Annotated in this window: 16 protein-coding genes; 7 read left to right on the top strand and 9 right to left on the bottom strand. The window is 44.4% G+C overall.

Annotated elements, in window-relative coordinates; genetic code table 11:
• Positions 1 to 34: 34 nt before the first annotated feature.
• On the bottom strand, positions 35 to 1,756 hold the full coding sequence (locus tag J2Z66_RS19005; protein ID WP_209973255.1) for a GMC family oxidoreductase: 1,722 nt from the start codon (positions 1,754 to 1,756) through the stop codon (positions 35 to 37).
• Positions 1,757 to 1,810: 54 nt separating this feature from the next.
• The gene (locus J2Z66_RS19000; RefSeq protein WP_209973242.1) at positions 1,811 to 2,569 is read right to left on the bottom strand and encodes a gluconate 2-dehydrogenase subunit 3 family protein; all 759 of its coding nucleotides are present in this window, start codon (positions 2,567 to 2,569) and stop codon (positions 1,811 to 1,813) included.
• Positions 2,570 to 2,724: 155 nt separating this feature from the next.
• On the opposite strand from J2Z66_RS19000, the gene J2Z66_RS18995 reads away from it, so the two are divergent.
• The gene (locus J2Z66_RS18995) at positions 2,725 to 3,072 is read left to right on the top strand and encodes a c-type cytochrome (RefSeq protein WP_209973240.1); all 348 of its coding nucleotides are present in this window, start codon (positions 2,725 to 2,727) and stop codon (positions 3,070 to 3,072) included.
• A 130-nt stretch (positions 3,073 to 3,202) separates the two neighbouring features.
• Here J2Z66_RS18995 and J2Z66_RS18990 read toward each other — a convergent pair whose 3' ends face one another.
• The gene (locus J2Z66_RS18990) at positions 3,203 to 4,000 is read right to left on the bottom strand and encodes an AIM24 family protein (RefSeq protein WP_209973238.1); all 798 of its coding nucleotides are present in this window, start codon (positions 3,998 to 4,000) and stop codon (positions 3,203 to 3,205) included.
• 113 nt (positions 4,001 to 4,113) lie between these two features.
• Entirely contained in the window at positions 4,114 to 5,007 is an 894-nt protein-coding gene (locus tag J2Z66_RS18985; protein WP_209973236.1) for an SDR family oxidoreductase, read from the bottom strand.
• A gap of 135 nt (positions 5,008 to 5,142) precedes the next feature.
• Here J2Z66_RS18985 and J2Z66_RS18980 point away from each other — a divergent pair, with 135 nt between their 5' ends.
• Both J2Z66_RS18980 and J2Z66_RS18975 read left to right on the top strand, forming a co-directional pair.
• Positions 5,143 to 5,493, top strand: coding sequence for a winged helix-turn-helix transcriptional regulator (locus tag J2Z66_RS18980; RefSeq protein WP_209973234.1), 351 nt, complete (start codon positions 5,143 to 5,145; stop codon positions 5,491 to 5,493).
• A gap of 73 nt (positions 5,494 to 5,566) precedes the next feature.
• The gene (locus J2Z66_RS18975) at positions 5,567 to 6,730 is read left to right on the top strand and encodes a P-loop NTPase family protein (protein WP_209973232.1); all 1,164 of its coding nucleotides are present in this window, start codon (positions 5,567 to 5,569) and stop codon (positions 6,728 to 6,730) included.
• Positions 6,731 to 6,755: 25 nt separating this feature from the next.
• Here the strand turns inward: J2Z66_RS18975 and J2Z66_RS18970 are convergent, their stop codons facing one another.
• On the bottom strand, positions 6,756 to 7,409 hold the full coding sequence (locus J2Z66_RS18970; RefSeq protein ID WP_209973230.1) for a transmembrane-type terpene cyclase: 654 nt from the start codon (positions 7,407 to 7,409) through the stop codon (positions 6,756 to 6,758).
• A gap of 293 nt (positions 7,410 to 7,702) precedes the next feature.
• On the opposite strand from J2Z66_RS18970, the gene J2Z66_RS18965 reads away from it, so the two are divergent.
• Complete coding sequence (locus tag J2Z66_RS18965) at positions 7,703 to 8,488, top strand: TetR/AcrR family transcriptional regulator (RefSeq protein ID WP_209973227.1); 786 nt, start codon at positions 7,703 to 7,705, stop codon at positions 8,486 to 8,488.
• Between the two features lie 640 nt (positions 8,489 to 9,128).
• Here J2Z66_RS18965 and J2Z66_RS18960 read toward each other — a convergent pair.
• From J2Z66_RS18960 to J2Z66_RS18950, 3 genes are all read right to left on the bottom strand, one after another.
• On the bottom strand, positions 9,129 to 9,920 hold the full coding sequence (locus J2Z66_RS18960) for an ABC transporter permease (RefSeq protein WP_209973225.1): 792 nt from the start codon (positions 9,918 to 9,920) through the stop codon (positions 9,129 to 9,131).
• Positions 9,917 to 10,873, bottom strand: coding sequence for an ATP-binding cassette domain-containing protein (locus tag J2Z66_RS18955; protein WP_209973223.1), 957 nt, complete (start codon positions 10,871 to 10,873; stop codon positions 9,917 to 9,919). The genes J2Z66_RS18960 and J2Z66_RS18955 overlap by 4 nt, the downstream gene beginning before the upstream one ends.
• Positions 10,874 to 11,340: 467 nt before the next feature.
• Positions 11,341 to 11,979 carry a GGDEF domain-containing protein gene (locus tag J2Z66_RS18950; protein WP_209973221.1) on the bottom strand — a complete coding sequence of 213 codons (639 nt, stop codon included), beginning with the start codon at positions 11,977 to 11,979 and terminating at the stop codon, positions 11,341 to 11,343.
• Positions 11,980 to 12,221: 242 nt separating this feature from the next.
• Between J2Z66_RS18950 and J2Z66_RS18945 the strand changes: the two genes are divergently transcribed.
• Together J2Z66_RS18945 and J2Z66_RS18940 are read left to right on the top strand one after the other, a co-directional pair.
• Positions 12,222 to 13,448, top strand: a complete 1,227-nt coding sequence (locus tag J2Z66_RS18945; protein ID WP_209973219.1) for a hypothetical protein — start codon at positions 12,222 to 12,224, stop codon at positions 13,446 to 13,448.
• 41 nt (positions 13,449 to 13,489) lie between these two features.
• On the top strand, positions 13,490 to 14,266 hold the full coding sequence (locus J2Z66_RS18940; protein ID WP_209973217.1) for an RNA ligase family protein: 777 nt from the start codon (positions 13,490 to 13,492) through the stop codon (positions 14,264 to 14,266).
• A 357-nt stretch (positions 14,267 to 14,623) separates the two neighbouring features.
• On the opposite strand, the gene J2Z66_RS18935 is transcribed toward J2Z66_RS18940, so the two are convergent.
• Positions 14,624 to 15,394, bottom strand: a complete 771-nt coding sequence (locus J2Z66_RS18935) for a YwaF family protein (protein ID WP_245375666.1) — start codon at positions 15,392 to 15,394, stop codon at positions 14,624 to 14,626.
• Between the two features lie 229 nt (positions 15,395 to 15,623).
• Here J2Z66_RS18935 and J2Z66_RS18930 point away from each other — a divergent pair, with 229 nt between their 5' ends.
• Complete coding sequence (locus J2Z66_RS18930) at positions 15,624 to 16,388, top strand: Imm51 family immunity protein (RefSeq protein ID WP_245375665.1); 765 nt, start codon at positions 15,624 to 15,626, stop codon at positions 16,386 to 16,388.
• The last annotated feature ends 29 nt before the right edge of the window (positions 16,389 to 16,417 follow it).

Here is a 16,417-nt window from a genome sequence, read left to right as displayed (position 1 = left end):
GCAACCCAAGCAATCCAAGCAACTCAAGCCCAACTCACACCAGCATGCCGCCTTGCTTCAAGTATTTACTGATTCCTTCTGCCGCACGGTAGGATAGGGCTCCAACCGTACCCGTCGGATTATAGCCGCCATTATGGGGGAAGGCTGAAGCGCCTACTACGAACACGTTCTCAGCATCCCACATTTGCATATACGAATTGACTGCCGAAGTGGAAGGATCAGCTCCCATGATCACCCCTCCGGTATTGTGAGTGGATTGATAGGGGACGATGTTATAGGGTCCGAGTTGATCGGCTGAGCCCATCGTGGTGGGCTTCATTTCCTTCATAATCTCAGCAGCTTTCCCTGCAATGAATTTGATCATTTGACGATCTTGTTCCTCAAAGTCAAAGGTTACCCGCATCAGAGGAAGTCCGAAAGCATCTTTATAGGTGGGATCCAAGTCGATATAATGATGCTTCCACGGCATGCTGCTGCCTTGCGGGGAGACTGCCAGGATGCTATTCGCATATTTGATTGACTTTTGTTTGAATTCTTTGCCCCAAGAAGGCGTTCCTTGCGGGACAGAGTTTGTGGCAATCGGCCGCAGTCCTGTTTGGGAGATACGAATTCCCGCCCCATGGATGAAATTCAGATTGCGATGATCGAAATTGTCTCCGTTGAAATCGGGAACTTCCATGCCAAGCGATCCGGCTCCTGCATATAAGTTAAATTCTTTATCATCAAAAAAACCAGTCGCCGCGCCCCCGTTCGTCTGATAGGCATAATTCTTGCCGATGACACCCGTTCCGGAAACTGGATCGTAAGGCTTGCCCAATTTGGAGGTAAGCAGCAGCTTGGTATTGCTGAATACGTAACTGGCCATTACGACTACATCAGCGGGCTGTTCGAATTGTTCTCCCGTCACCGTATTCACATAGACGACGCCGCTTGCCTTCTTTCCGTCATTAAGAATTTGAATCACATTGGAGTAAGTTCGCAGTTCAAAATTACCGGAATTTTGAGCTACGGGTAACACGGTCACTACAGGATCTGCTTTTGCTCCATATTCACAGCCAAACCGCTCGCAGAAGCCGCAGTATTGACAGGCCGCCCTGGTAATACCGTCAGGATTCGTATACTGTTCAGAAAGATTGCCAGATGGCATCATATAGGGATGGTAGCCAAGGCGCTTAGAAGCTTCTTCAAAAAGCTTGATCACTGGAGTACGAATCATCGGCTTCGTAGGAAAAGGATTGGTTCGCTTGCCGACCAGCGGATTTTGATCCGGGTCTCCTGATATTCCTGCCATTTTCTCGAACTGATCAAAGTAAGGCTCCATTTGATCATAGGTGATGCCCCAGTCTTGAAGGGTCATTCCGGCTGGTATTTTTTCTTTGCCGTATCGTTCTACTGTTTTACTGTAGATTTCGAAATCGTAGGGCAGGAAGCGGTAGGTTTGTCCATTCCAATGGATGCCTGCGCCGCCAAGACCCTCGCCCATCAGGAAGGAGCCGTATTCCCGCATAGGTACAGCGGCTACTTTTTCCGTATTGCGGAACGTTATGGTGTCCTTCGATAAATCCTGCATCAAATCATACCGCTGGGCGTAACGGAGTTCATCATGCACCATGTAATAGTCTTTGGTACTCCGCGGCTTACCCCGTTCCAATCCCACAACCTTGATGCCCTGCTTGGTTAATTCAGCGGCAATGATGCCACCAAGCCACCCCATTCCGACAATCACGACGGGTACTTTCTGCATTTTGGTAGCCATTCGACTTCCTCACTTCCTTTGTAATGATCCTAGGTGGGTTCCCCTTGTTCCTCATTAATGAGCAAAATGATCGCGCAGGCTGCGCGGCTCCATAAGGACAAACTGATCCTTTTCCATAATGTCGGTGTAGCTCATTTGATTGCCAGGATATTTGCGCATTTTCCAGCCTTCCATATTCTTATTGCCCCCATACAGTGGATCACTATAGACTCCTTCAATCGTTAGCCGGCGAAGCAAATTAAAGAAGGTTTTACCTGTCACTCCGTTGACGACCATAATTTCACCGCTTTCAAGCGCTTTTAAGATGGCATCCTTTTCTTCATCCGTTAAATCGATAAACGATTTGGTATATTTCTTCTGACTGGCTTCCTCCATCGCTTCCAAGCCCATGGTGAATACTTCATTGCGGCTAATGCTTTGGTAATCTCCCTGTGTGACTTCCCCTCTCACGAAAGGTCCTGAACGATACTCACGGGAGTTTATTCCCCAGGGGCTAGCCATTTGATGATCGATGTAAAAGGTAACACCTAGTTCGGTAGCTCCAGGGCCCAACTCGTCCTTCGGAAAAATACGCTCGGCCGCTGCTTCTGTCATCTGAAGCTGAGCTTGATTGAAAAACATCGGTGCCCGATTGTAGTCTGCTGCTGGCTGAACCTCGGAAGGTGCTGGAGCCGCTGGATTTTTGCGAAAACCGCCGGTGAAAGCACCTCCGATCACCCCTCCAACTATAGCTCCCCCAATAGCAGTTCCTGAATATTTTAAAAACTTTCGCCGCGAACCATCTGGCGGCTGCTTAGTATGCTGTTCTGCCATCTGCAGTCCTCCTTGTAATGGGATGTTTTGCTTATATTGGGCATTCATTGCACACATTATGCAAGTAGTTTTTCTGGACTAAATTTCCTATGTATGAGAACAAAAGGAAAAGGACATTTTAAGCTTAAAATTGTGTAGTTAAAGGAGAGAGATCGATGAAAAGGTATATCGCATGTGTCATCATCCTGCTTGTTTTCTCACTTGCCGCATGTGGGAAAAGCAGCACGAATACACCAACAGCTACTCCAGGAGGCACAGCTGCCGGCGGCGGAGCCTCAACCGTCGATGCACAGGCCTTGTATAAACAAAACTGTATGAGCTGTCACGGCAACAGCCTTGAAGGTGGAGTGGGACCGAAGCTGCAAAACGTTGGGGCCAAATTATCCAAAGACCAGATAGCGACAATCCTGGCGAATGGAAAAGGAGCGATGCCGAACTTCAAGGGCAAGCTTTCTGATGATGAAATAGGGGCCCTATCCGACTGGCTATCTGCCAAAAAATGAAAAGCATAAAAAACCGGCAACTCGCCTGGCTGCAGGATCACTCCTCAGCCAGTGTTTGCCGGTTTTTTTTATTTTGGAAGTTTGTTCTCAGAAGTAAGCCATGCTTTGATTCTTCTTTAGTTTCTCCGCATCATCGTTTAGCGCTACCCGGGGTAGGGACGGTTTTGTAGTCCATTAGCGGAGCCAGCCAGACCATTCCGCTGCCTCTGTACACATTGACCAGCCCTTCGCCGGAAACAGCTGAGCCAAGCATGGATTTGCCTGATTTTTCAACGGTGAAATCCAGTGAATTCGACCACATAAGTGCAAAGTTACCGTCTACCTTCAGCACATCATTATTCAATTCAACTAAGACGGCTTCCTCAGACGGAATAGGCGCTTCCAAGGCCAGGATGCCTTTCCCTTTGGCGCTCAAGTTAAATAGACCTTCTTTCCCAAGTACAGCAGAGGAGATGCTTTTTCGCGCGCTTACGGATACGGTCAGTGTCGTTTCACAAGCCAAGAACATGCCGTCCTCGACGACAATGTGATCATCATCGACATTAATTAACCATAAATATTTATAAGTGGGCTCCAGCATAATGGTACCCGTGCCTTTGTAGACAGGCTTAATTGCACTTGTTCCAGTAACGGCACCGGCTACCAGATTTCGCATCAATCCACCTACGCCTTTTACACCTGAGGTCATTTCAATGCTGCCAGCGATATACTGCATCGCTCCTGCACTCATCATAATCTCATTGCTGTTCAGCTCAATCATAAGCTGCTTTTTGCGCATATTGCTTCTGCTCATGAAATAATTGGATTCTGCGTCCGCAATTGTGGTGCAGCTCAGATCCTCGATATACTCGAGTATGCTAAACCCGCCGAGGGTTTCTTTAATGACAACATTGCTGTTTTCCTTGAGATTATTTATGGTAAAAGCCATACACGTATAATCCTCCTGTTTGAATTCATTTGTAAAGGCTGGGAAAATCCTTCAATAAATAAAGTTCGACAGGAAACGTCATTATCCTTGCTTCTAAGAAGAACAGATGGCTTTTACTCGGAAAAGAAGCCTTGAGCTATGGCACGATCCACCCATGTTGTGAGCGCAGTGCCGTGGATGGCTGATCGCCATACAGGATCTACATGCTCGGGCTGTGGCAGGGATAGGGTATTTGCCGCAATCCAGTGATACAAGCCTGCGAGCCCAGCAGCTGTCTCTTTGCCTAATAAGGGGCTGATAGCAGCTTCAAAGGCTTCAACGGGGAGGGAGTAGAAATGCACTTCTTTTTTAAGAGATTGACTGAATCTTTCGGCTAATTGTTTGCCGGTAAGCGCCTCAGGACCACACACTTGAATGGTTTGACCTGCAAGCTCAGGATGAGTTAATGCATATACAGCAAAGCTTGCGAGATCCTCCATACTAACCCAGGAAATAGACTCATCGGCAGGCACTGGATAAGCTAATACATTGTTGGCAAGCACACCAGGGATATAGAAATTCTCCAAGTAAAGCGTAGGCTGAAGGACGATATAAGGAATTCCGGATTGTTTAACGTAGTTAATGAGTTCTCTTTTGATCTCGATAGCGGCTGTATCCGTAATTTGATCAGGTACGTAAACGCTAGTGTTTACTACCAGCAGCTCTACATTCGCACTTTTTGCGGCTTCGACTGCCTGGTGGAAATATAAACGGACTTTCTCCAGGTCAAAATCCACAGGGATTTGCAGAAATACTTTGCTGACTCCCTTATTAGCTTCAACTAGACTATTTGGATCTGCCAAGTCCCCAATAACCGTATCGATTCCCTGCTCATTAAGCTGCTTGGCTTTGTCTTGATTCCTTATAATCGTTTGAACGGAGTAACCTTCTTTAAGTAATTGTTTTACAACGGCCCCTCCTTGTACACCTGCTGCTCCATATACAAGAATTTTGTTAGCTTCTTTCATGATCATCAACCTTTCTTTTTGGCTTGAAAGTGTTTCGTAGTTGTATTTATAATAGAAGATAGATGCATTTTATGTAAGTAGGCACATTTAAGATATGTAGTATCTATTTGGATACCGAAGGGGGGGTGAGCTATAGTGGAAAAATCAGAAACACAATGCCCGGTGGAGGTAACAGTTAATTTAGTCGGAGGTAAATGGAAGCTTGTTATTTTGAATCAGCTAGCTACCCACGGCTTCAAAAGGTTCAATGAATTAAGAAGAATTTTCCCTGACATTACCCAGCGTACGTTGACCCGTCAATTGCGGGAGCTTGAAGACGATGGTCTCGTCAACCGTAAGATATACCCGGAAGTCCCACCTAAAGTGGAGTACTCTTTAACGAAAACAGGCGAAAGCTTAATTCCCTTGTTATTACTGCTAAGAGACTGGGGCATATCTTATATGGAGCAAGAGCGCCGCGGCATTAGCCAAAAGGAAACGATGTAAGGAAACGATCTAAGAATACCATGTAAGAATACTGGTAAAATGAGACTAGAATCGTTCTAAGCGGGGTGTTCCAATGGGTGCACATTTGCAATCCAAATTAATTCTTGTCGAGGGCCTCCCTGCGACTGGAAAGTCGACAAATTCAGGAATAATACGCTCACAGTTAGAGCAAAACGGATATAAGGCAAGGTGGATTCATGAGGTTGCAAGACCTCATCCAACTTTGTTTTTCTATGAAGCGAGCTTGAGTGAACAACAATATGCAAATTATTTGCAGCGTTTTCCTCAGGTGAAACCTTATCTGGACCAAATCACAATACAACGAAAATACTCCTTTGGCATTGACCTTCTGGAACTGGAATGGAACTATCTGGATCAGATTGGCTTACAGGGCTATGAGGAGTTAAAAAAATATGATGTATGGAATTTTTCTTTGGAGCCATATATAGATGCAGCATTGGAAAAATGGGAGGATTTCATCCGGATTCAATCGCAAAAATCCGATGAGATTATTTTGCTAGACAGTAGTATTTGGCAATTTCAAATTTATTCTTTTCTACTTGCTAATGCCTCATTTACTCAGATTCACAATTTTCTGCAAAAAATCTATGCTTTGCTGGCAGTCCTTCAACCAACTTTCATTTACTTTTATCGGGATGATGTTGAACATACAATAAACGAATTGGAGGCACAGCGGGGGACAGGCTTTCTGGAAGGTATTTGGGCGCGTGATCAGCATAACCCCTATTACCAGGAACAACGACCTCCGGGCGCCGCGGGGTATAAAGAGTTTTTAAGAGATTATAGCAGCTGGGCGGAGAGGTTGTTTGAGCTAATTCCTTTTAAAAAGAAGGCTGTAGAAATAACAGAAGGTAACTGGGGGCTGTATACAAAAGACATCCTAACTTTCTTAGATCTAGAATATGTACAGAATCCAGTTGATGCGGTGCCTGATTCTCTAATGAATGGAACCTACGTGAACCGTAAGCTTAATCAGCACATACATATTTCGGGGAACACGCTTATTACTCCAACTGGTGCTAGAAAGAAACTAGTGCCGAGATCCGAAAAAGAGTTTTATATAAGCGATATTCCCGTGATTCTACAATTTGCGGATAATCAAATCAGGATCAAAGGCGAGCAAATCTGTGAAAGATGGACGACTTATGGGACGGTTTTTGAACGCTTCAATCAAGGCATTGATGGTCTGGATGAAAGTGTCCTGCAGGATATCTAGTTTAGCTTCAAATCTGTCATCTCTGTCATCGAACCATTGGCTTTTTATAGGTAGCGGATCTGTGAATAATTTTGATTGATTGGTTAGACACCAGCAGGATGTACACAACATCTAGTACAAAGATCAGGATATACATAATCATTAATAAAATGGATTGCGGAAAGAGTGAATAGCAGAGGATGGAGGCGCATAGGGTTCCTATCATTTTGAAGTAAGCGATGGATAGGGATTGGCCTTGCAGATCTTTGACCAGCAGCATTTTTATAAAAAGGATGGACATCATCACATTGATACCAAAGGCCGAATAAATGCCTAATTGATCATGAAATTCAACGGCCATTCCGTAATGCAGCAGAAAAGCTATGACAAGTAAGGAGAATACGGAAGCATGAAGCGTGCGCTTGGGATATAAGCCTTTTGAGTAATAGAGAAATTGAAGCAGAATGATGCAGTCTAATAGAAACCAGACTAAGGTTACGATTTGCTGAAGCGGGTGAAATGGCATAATAAAGGTAAATAGAAATTCCCAAGTAATGTTTGCGCATATGGAGGCGAGCGGCATTCCGCAGGAGCGATCCTTAAACCCTTTATAAATTATGAGTACATAGGTAATAGTCCAAAATAGGGCTACCCCAATCATCAGCAGATATTCTACTTTTAGCGGTAATAGGTGCTGCATATGGTGGCTGTCACGTCCCTTTTAGTATATTTTCTTTCAAAAGAAATAGGGTTCAGCTTGTCTAAGTATTCTAAGCATTCTAGTGTTCTATGTGTACTATGCACTCTATGCATTTCTAAGCATATGAAACAAGCATTCTATGTAGACCACAAAGACCACAAGACAGGAGGCGGTTTTTCCGGATTGCCAATTATGGTATACTGTATGTGGAGTAAACAGTTTTTTTACGGACGATGATTTTGAAAACTGCAACGAATCATTCAAGGTAGATAACTATTGGGGGACTGGGAATTATGCAGAACAGCGATCACCTTGATCACGAAGCATTGAAGAATTTGCCTAACGGGGCGAAGCTTGGTTGGGGCTTGGGAAAACAACCGAAAAGGGGCCCCAAGGGAGAGTTGAGCGTCAAAAAAATCGTTGAGGCAGCTATCACAATCGCCGATAAGGATGGGCTTTCCGCTGTCTCGATGAATCGGGTTGCCGGATCCTTGGGCTTTACCACGATGTCCCTTTACAGGTACATTTCCAGCAAGGACGACCTTCTTCTGCTTATGCAGGACTCCGTATGCGAGATTCCAATTCCTCCGGAAGTGGCAGGGTCGGATTGGCGTGAAGACATGCGGGAGTATGTCAAGGCTTGCATTGACGTATTTAGGGTGCATCCTTGGTTTGGCGAGATACCGATTACCAGCGTCCCCGTAGCACCAAATAACTTGTTAGTTATTGATTGGGTACTTAGGGCAATGCGTAACTTTCCGCTTAACGATTATGAAAAAATGTCAATCGTACTTCTGCTAAGCAGCTACTCGCGGTCATGCGGGATGATTCAGCGGGATATGGATCGGGCCCTCCAGGCTGGGGGCAGTCCTGATAGCTTTAGCGGATTGGACTATAGCGCTGCCCTCAAGCAGTTAGTTAAACCGGAACGCTTTCCCAACCTGCATCCAGTCATCATGTCGGGCGCTTACACTGGCGAGAATGAGAGTGATAATACGGTGGGTGATGATTTTGATTTTGGTCTGGAGCGAATCCTTGATGGCATCGAGCACTACCTTGTCAAGAAAATGGCAAAATAGTCGGCTACGCCTGCGCCTGTGACTACGACGCGATAACGTCGAAATGTACAGCAATAACCAAAAAGAACAGCGGTTCGACGATTGTCGAGCTGCTGTTCTTTTGTAACCTTTGCGGTTACGGACCTCAGATCCTTTATTTTAGCAATTCATGGTGTTTTTTCGATGCTTACGGACCTCAGATCCCTTATTGTTGCGAAAACCACGCCAAAATTATGGATTTAGGGCAAATAGCGGAACCTATGTCCGTAACTCTCGTGAAAAAGGGATAAATATTAAAATAGCGGACCTCATGTCCGTAACCCTATATTTCAGGATTGCCTGGGTAAAATGCTTGATTTATGAAAGCTGCAAAACAGTCCCAATATTCACTGTCATCACTATCCCTTTCGTTCAGGAAACAGACACCTTCTAGCTGTCCGTTTGAGCTTGGTGTTCGTGCGATTGTAGATGAGAAGAGGGAAGGGATGTGGGTGGAAGAGCGATAGCGTCCGCCTTTAAAGATTTGTTCCAACCTCCACAGCCATTCCAATCAAGGAACAAATCTTTAACAGCGGCTGGAGCCCACATCCATTCCCTTCACCATGCACTCACGTGATGAACACTAACCTCAAAGGACGCCCAAGAAGGGCGTCTTTCATTTCTAGCTATGGCGTCCCGTTTTCCGGTGAAATGCGAGGAAGCACCACGCTATGGAGACAAGGAGGATGAACGAGCACCAACCTATTGCCCACCAAGCATGATGATGGATCGGTGTATTGGTAAGAAGTCCGCGAATGGTTTCGATGACCGGTGTGATCGGCTGATGATTGGCAAACCCTTGCAGCCAGCTTGGCATCGTATCTGTTGGGACAAAGGCGCTGGACAGGTAGGGCAGGAAAAGCAAGGCGAACCCGTATCCGCTGGCTGCGGACGGACTGCCCGTGACTAGTCCGATGGCAGCGAATAGCCAGGTAAAGGTAAGGATGAACAGGATGATAACGCCTAATGCGGCTAGCCACTCTATCGCGGTGGAAGAAGGCCGAAAACCAACTAGCAATGCTACACAAATGACCACTGCAGTTGCAAGCAGATTACGGGCAAGGCTTGCGACGACATGCCCAGTGACAACGCTCAGGCTGTGGATCGGCATCGTGCGAAACCGGTCAATGATGCCGTTCTTCATATCTTGAGCTACATCGACTGCTGTACTGGAAGAGCCGAAGCCGGCGCATAGCAGAATAATTCCAGGTACCACGTAATTCACATAATTACCGCCGGGGTCGATTGCTCCGCCAAACACGTAGGTAAACAGCAGCATCAGCATGACAGGAAGTGCAATGGCCATGATCAGTGCCTCAGTATTCCGCAAGCTGAGACGAATGCTTCGAACGATGAAGACGGCGTTCGTGACGCCGAAGGAGGTAGTCTTGGTCAACGAGTGAGGAGTTGTCATAATAAAGAGCCCTCCAATTTCTTTGCTTTTTCTGATCCTTTTGACGCCATTGCCTTTGTTTCGTTTGTTTTCTTGATATCCTTTGTACCTTTTGTTGTCAGGGCAAGGAAAACATCATCCATACTAGGTTTACGGATGCTCACACGTGTTTCGTGCGGGACCTGAAGAGCTAGATCATTTAGCGTTTGTCTGATGTCCTGGATACTTCCGGTTGTTGAGATTGCTCTGATCATTTCTTCTTTTTCATTGTACAGTTCAATAACCTCTCCACCTACCCGCGATTTCAATTCTTCCGGCGTTCCGGTCGCAACGACATGCCCGTCGGCAATTACGGCGATCGTATCAGCCAATTGATCCGCTTCTTCCAAATACTGAGTCGTGAGGAAAATAGTGATGCCTTGCTCCTTCAATTGAAGGATGATTTCCCACAGAGCCCGCCGGCTAATTGTATCCAGCCCTGTCGTCGGTTCATCCAGGAAGAGCACGGGCCGTATGGTCACGAGGCTGATAGCGAGATCTAGCCGTCGGCACATACCGCCTGAATAGGTCTTGACCCTTTTCTTTGCGGCGGACATAAGGTCGAAGTGCTTCAGCAGCTCGTCTGTCCGAGCACGGGATTCAGCAGCTGTAAGCCCGGAAAGTCTGCAAATCATCCGAAGATTCTCCTCGCCGGTTAGCATTTCATCTACAGCGGCGAACTGTCCGGTAAGGCTTATGGATCGTTTCACCAAGTTTCTTTCGGCAATGACATCATATCCGGCTACGTGTACAGATCCCTCGTCTGGAGTCTCTAGCGTAGACAGGATATGGATCAGCGTAGTCTTCCCCGCACCGTTGGGGCCGAGCAGGGCATACACGGTGCCCGCCTGTACGGCGATATCAATGCCGTTAAGCACAACTTGGTTGCCAAATTTTTTGCGTAATCCTGTAACTTCAATAGCGAACTTACTCATGTTTTTCCCCCTTATAAAAGATAAATTAACTGTATGTGATATAAACAGTATATATAGTATACAGTTAATTTGCAACATAAATTTGCCCATAAAAATTACAAGCTTGAAGCTGCGAATGGAATTATTAATATGTTAATTTGAATAAGGATTGGAGTAATATCGTCTGAATGAGGTTTGTTGGGATGATGACAAAGATGATAATCTGGAAGGAGCGGCTACATATTTATCTAGAAAGAGGCAGTTAATTTGAACGAGTAGTAAGATTAAAGGAGGCATCATAAACAAGAAGGAATAGAACTACCAGATTACAAAAAAAATGACTCCAGAAACTTCTGAAGTTATCGCTTTATCGCTATAAAAAGGCAATCCGTTTCTTATATCATATTTCATAGACCAGTAACGTATTACATGAATATATTTGCAGCATCGACCGTTGCTCTGGACGAGACGGTTTGTTTTTGAACAGCTTACTTTTTCAGAAACTTTAGTTTGTACATATTTTGGTCGGCAATATTTAATAGATCATTGAATGTTTGGGCGTCACCCGGATATTCAGAGGTGCCAATAGAAACGGAGATATCTATACGCAGTTCCTCAGATGATTTACGCAGCTCTTTATGGATTCGTTGGATAATGATGTCTGCACCCTCTTGGTCAGTGAAAGGAGCAACTAGCAAAAATTCGTCTCCAGCCCAACGGGCAACAATGGTGCTTTTATCGGTAGGTAACGCCAGTAAGCTTGAAATGCGCTGAAGAACTCTATCTCCTGTTTCATGTCCGTAAGTATCATTGATTACTTTGAAATTATCTACATCTATTAGAAATAAACTTAATTTTCCGGCCTTTTTATCGATTGAAGCTATAAGCTTAGGGAAGGTTTGGATGACATATCTCCTGTTGTAGAGCTTGGTTAAAGTATCTTTTTCGGAAAGAAATTTAACCATATCATACTGTTTTCCCAGCCAATAAAAAATAAATGTAATAGTTATTCCGACATAAGGAAAACCAAGCGGGGGATAATTATAGTAAAAAATGCCATACAGTCGTACTATTACTGACAAAACCAAGCAAACTGTCACGATGGCTATTCTACCTGTATATTTCATTGTTCCCACCACTATTAAAATTTTTGTCTTCTTGACTCACTGGTGAGAATAAGTATAACACAGAATTTGAACCTCAAATACAACTTTCAATTGGAATCTTTATACAAGATTTAGCTGTTCAAAAGGCTTGCACTTGAAGGATCTTCTGCTTTTAGCTTGGAAATTGGATTGAGCGATAATAAGGGGAATTGAGTAGATTCTGTAAATCTCGTATTATAGTAAAAAAAGGATGTGAGGAGTTAATGGGAAATCGGACGTTTTTGACTGTTAATGAAATAGAGGCAGTGAATGGACCGTATGAAGAGGTTGCTTTTGAGACGAATAACTTTCTTGCACCCATCTGGTTCTCCCTGGTTAGTCAGGAGCACTACCAGCGTTACCGCGAGCAGCTTTTAACGGCCTGGGAGGCGGTTCAGCCCTACTTGGACAATGAGGATGCTGACGCTATACCCGAATGGGATGCATTTTACGAGGCATTAAATTTGCATATTCCATGGACGGAGGCTGCTGCACAAATGCGCCAGAGCTTGCCAGTCACATTGGCGCGTTTCCCGGCGCTTGGTCCTTATATGGCAGAGTGGTTGGAAACATTATCCACGCATGTGCAATCGTATCAATCCCCTGTTCTTCATTTGGAGCTGGCTCAGCATTTTGACTTTTATGGTGTACCTCTCCCATACTTGGCAAGTATAGAAGATTTACTTGTTCTTTGGTGGAACCCCGACGAATTATGGTTTAAGCGCTATAACGAAAAGCTGAATGATTATTTGTTGGGAGGCGAGCATTTACCTAAGAGAAGGCGGGAAGAAGAGCGGACAAATGTAGAGGCTATGGCTGGGTCAGCTGAGATAGGTGAGCTAGATGAGCATGATGAGCCAGATGCGCCGATTACCCCAGATAGACCAGATGCTCCAGATTCCCTGAATACGCAGCAGATTGAAGAAGTACCTGCTGCAGGCCCAACTCATCCCCAGAAGCGCTCATCGAAAAGGTTGCAAGAGCTATACATCTGGCTGCTTGCTATCCTGTCGGCTGCTCTTTTTATCGGGACTTTGGCGTTGACCTCCAGCATGTGGCTGGCTGTGCTTGTGTTCCTTTTTCCTGCTATATGCATAATACTTTGGGAGATCCTTAAACGCCCTAAAAAGATCCCGTCTACTATAAAAAATAGACCTGCTCCTTCAAGTGGAGAAAGCCAGATCACTTACTACGATGGAATTTCGCCGATTAAGCTTCTAGGTGTTGATGCCGTTAATTTGGATAAAAAAGAATCCTTCACAGTGCCGTGGCACCATATTGTGCTTGCACAAGTCAACTCGTCGAATCAAGTCGTGCTTATACTTCATACTGAATTTGAAAGCTTATATCCACCAGTTGCAAGCGTTGTTGTCAATGACAAGCTAGCTGCTGAACAAATCGCCTCTGCCACGAATGCTATCGCTGGTCTTGCGCGGCTGCATAGGAGATAGGAGATAGGAGATAGGAGATAGGAGATAGGAGATGAAAACCAATGGATTTGAAGAAAATTAACTCTTTAACTAAATATCCCAGTATCCTTACCTATCATCAATTGGGTGAAAGAGGGCGTTTAACCGATGAGCTATCTGAGTCGAAGGGATTCTCTCCTTTAGAGGAAGTATACGTATATGAAAAAGTAGACGGCGAGAACTCGAGGATTATTGTTTTCAAAAATAATGACAAAGAAATTGATTATCTCATCGGCTCCAGAGAGGAACTACTATTTGCAAAGGGAGACAGAATCGGCAACCCTTATGGCAATATTGCAGAATTTCTTAAGCCGCTGGCTGATAAATTTGTTGATACAATTTTCTCTAATAACGACTGGGCATTAACTGTCATATTCCAAGAATCTTACGGAGGCAAGACGAAATCAGCGAAAAACTATACAGAAACTAAAATTCAAGATTATCGCGTGTTTGATGTGTTCTCCTTAAATCAAAGGGAGTTAGATCATCTCCTTTCATTACCGCAAGAAAAAATTGCGGAGTGGCGCGATCATGGCCATCAACCCTTCTGCAAGGAAGCTGAAAAGCTTGAATTTGTTGATAAGCTGCAGTTGAAGTCTGCTCCACTGTTGAAGAAAGTGAATGGTGCTGATTTTCCGGTAACTTTAAATGAGACCTACTCATTTCTTAAACAGTTTAGTGAAACACAAGTGGGAATGGATGCTGCTGGGAAGTCCGAGGGAATAATTGTTCGAACCTCAGACCGGAAGCAAATTAGAAAAATTCGTTTCGAAGACTATGAAAGAAGCTTCAGAAAATAAAACGAGGAGCGGGGGACTTTTTGTTTGAAGTCCAGTAATCAGGCTTAAGAGCAGCCTGCCCCTTGGCGCGGCTCTCCTTTTAACGATGTTTTTCATCGCTAAAGGGAGTATGCACCGCAACTCGGGCTCGATAATGATGTTTTTCATCGTTAAAGAAGCATGAGATGCCAGTTCGGCTAACTTTTTCGTCTAGTTTCAGGAGGAAGCCCTTGCTGTTTGTCCGTTTAACAGAGGGAAGCCGATTGCTCCTCGTTTGTCCATCGCTTATCCATCGTTTGTCCCTTGATTGCTCCTCGTTCATACCTCATTTGTCCCTCATTTTCCATCATATCCCCCTAATATCCTCCTTATTTTCCCTCACTTGAAGTTTCCGCTCTTTTTCACCTGGTTGCCTTGCCCTTGCTCTCTTTTCTTAAAATACTTAGGCACTTGGTAAAAAAAGAAGTAGATCAGTGTGAAAAAGAGCAGGGCAACAAATTCTTCGGATATGAGATAGTAAGGATGCGGCCCCAAAACATCTATTAAAGACACGGTACTAGGTTTTCTCATCAGGAACATGTAATTGGCGTCAAGTAAAAGGTTCATTCCGATTACCAAAACGACAAACAGGTTAATAAGAATCATGGTTCTAGGAATCGATTTCCATGTTGGCCGAAGCTGCTCGATCCAGGACATGTACATAGCCGCCAGAATAATACCCATATGTACGATGAAAAAGTGTGAAAAGCGGAAGTGTGGAAAGGGATAATCCAGGTTGGGTGTCACAATAGCCAGGAAAGCGCCGCTAACTCCAGCAAAGAACACAAATTCATATAAAAGCTGATGGGGCCTCAAAAGCAGGAGGATTCCGGCGAATAAAGAAAAGCTGCAGAGCTCAAGCGGTAAGGAGTAACTGCTATCCCAGATGCCATTAGAAATATACCATATGTGAAGCATAACCTCCGGAACAACTAACGAGCCGAGAATGGCAGCTTTAACACCTTTTTTTAAAGAGGGATTGGAACGAATAGGGCGCCTGAATACATAGAGGCTCAGTATGATGAAGAAAATTAAGATTATTGTCACCCAATGAGTTGTTGAGAACATCACCATTTCATACGGATAATTTGGATCAAAAATAGTAATCATTCCCTTTCATCCTGATATGCTTGCTATTCTACAGGAAAGGACCGGTTTCCGAAAGACCTAATTTGCTGCTGCCTGACCGGATAAAGTAAGTTTCTCTATCAATCCTGGCTATTGGTTTCTATGGCTGGCTATTGCTATTGCTATTGCTATTGCTTTACTTGCAAAAGATAGTAAAAGTATTTACGCTAGAACTATTGGAACAAATTTGATTCATAGAAAAGAGGCCATAATGATGGATAATGAATTATTGCAACAGCTCAACCTTTGGCATGAAAATAGTGAATATAAAAAAATTATACATAAAATCAAGCAAATTCCCGAAGCGGACAGAGATTATGACTTGCTTAATCATTTGGCAAGGGCGTTGAATAATCTGGACAAGCATAAGGAAGCACTTGAAATTCTTTTATCTGTGCAGGAGCAGGGCGAAAGCGATCCTCTTTGGCATTTTCGCGTAGGATATGCTCATTATTACTCGGAACAGTACGAGGAAGCCATACAAGCATTTGAACAAGTTTTAAAGCTGGACCCTAAGGATTCGGTGGCCAAGATGCTTTTGGAAGGGAGCCGTCGTGCCGTTGACAGAAACGCAAGCGAGGCTAGCGGTATAGAAGAAGATACCTTTGCTGCGGTTGAAGCTGAAGATGGGGAAATTATCGAAGATGAACTAAATCCATTTATGTTAGTTTCGCATAAAGGTGGAAACCAGTCCTTGATTTTGTCTGTTGGCACTTATAAGGACGATATTTTTCAGGCTAGAGCGGCGGAAGGTTTTGAGGGGAATGGTTATGATTGGGCTTCATTAGCGGCAGTGTTTCTTGAGGAGAAAATGCCAGATTTGGTAGGTATTATTAAATTTGATCCGGAAGCGGGTATGTTTGCTGCTTATACAGACAACAAAGAAGCCATGCAAAGATTTGCTGCAGGCTTTAAGGATGCTTGTGAGAACGACACGCTGATTCGCGATTTATTTTCACGAGCTGAATTGGACTAAATACAAACAAGCGGCTTCCCGTTGCGCAC

Origin of the sequence: Paenibacillus eucommiae (genome assembly GCF_017874215.1) — a bacterium.
In the GTDB taxonomy this organism is placed as follows: Bacteria; Bacillota; Bacilli; order Paenibacillales; family NBRC-103111; genus Paenibacillus_AI; species Paenibacillus_AI eucommiae.
This window is presented reverse-complemented; position numbering and strand designations above follow the sequence as displayed.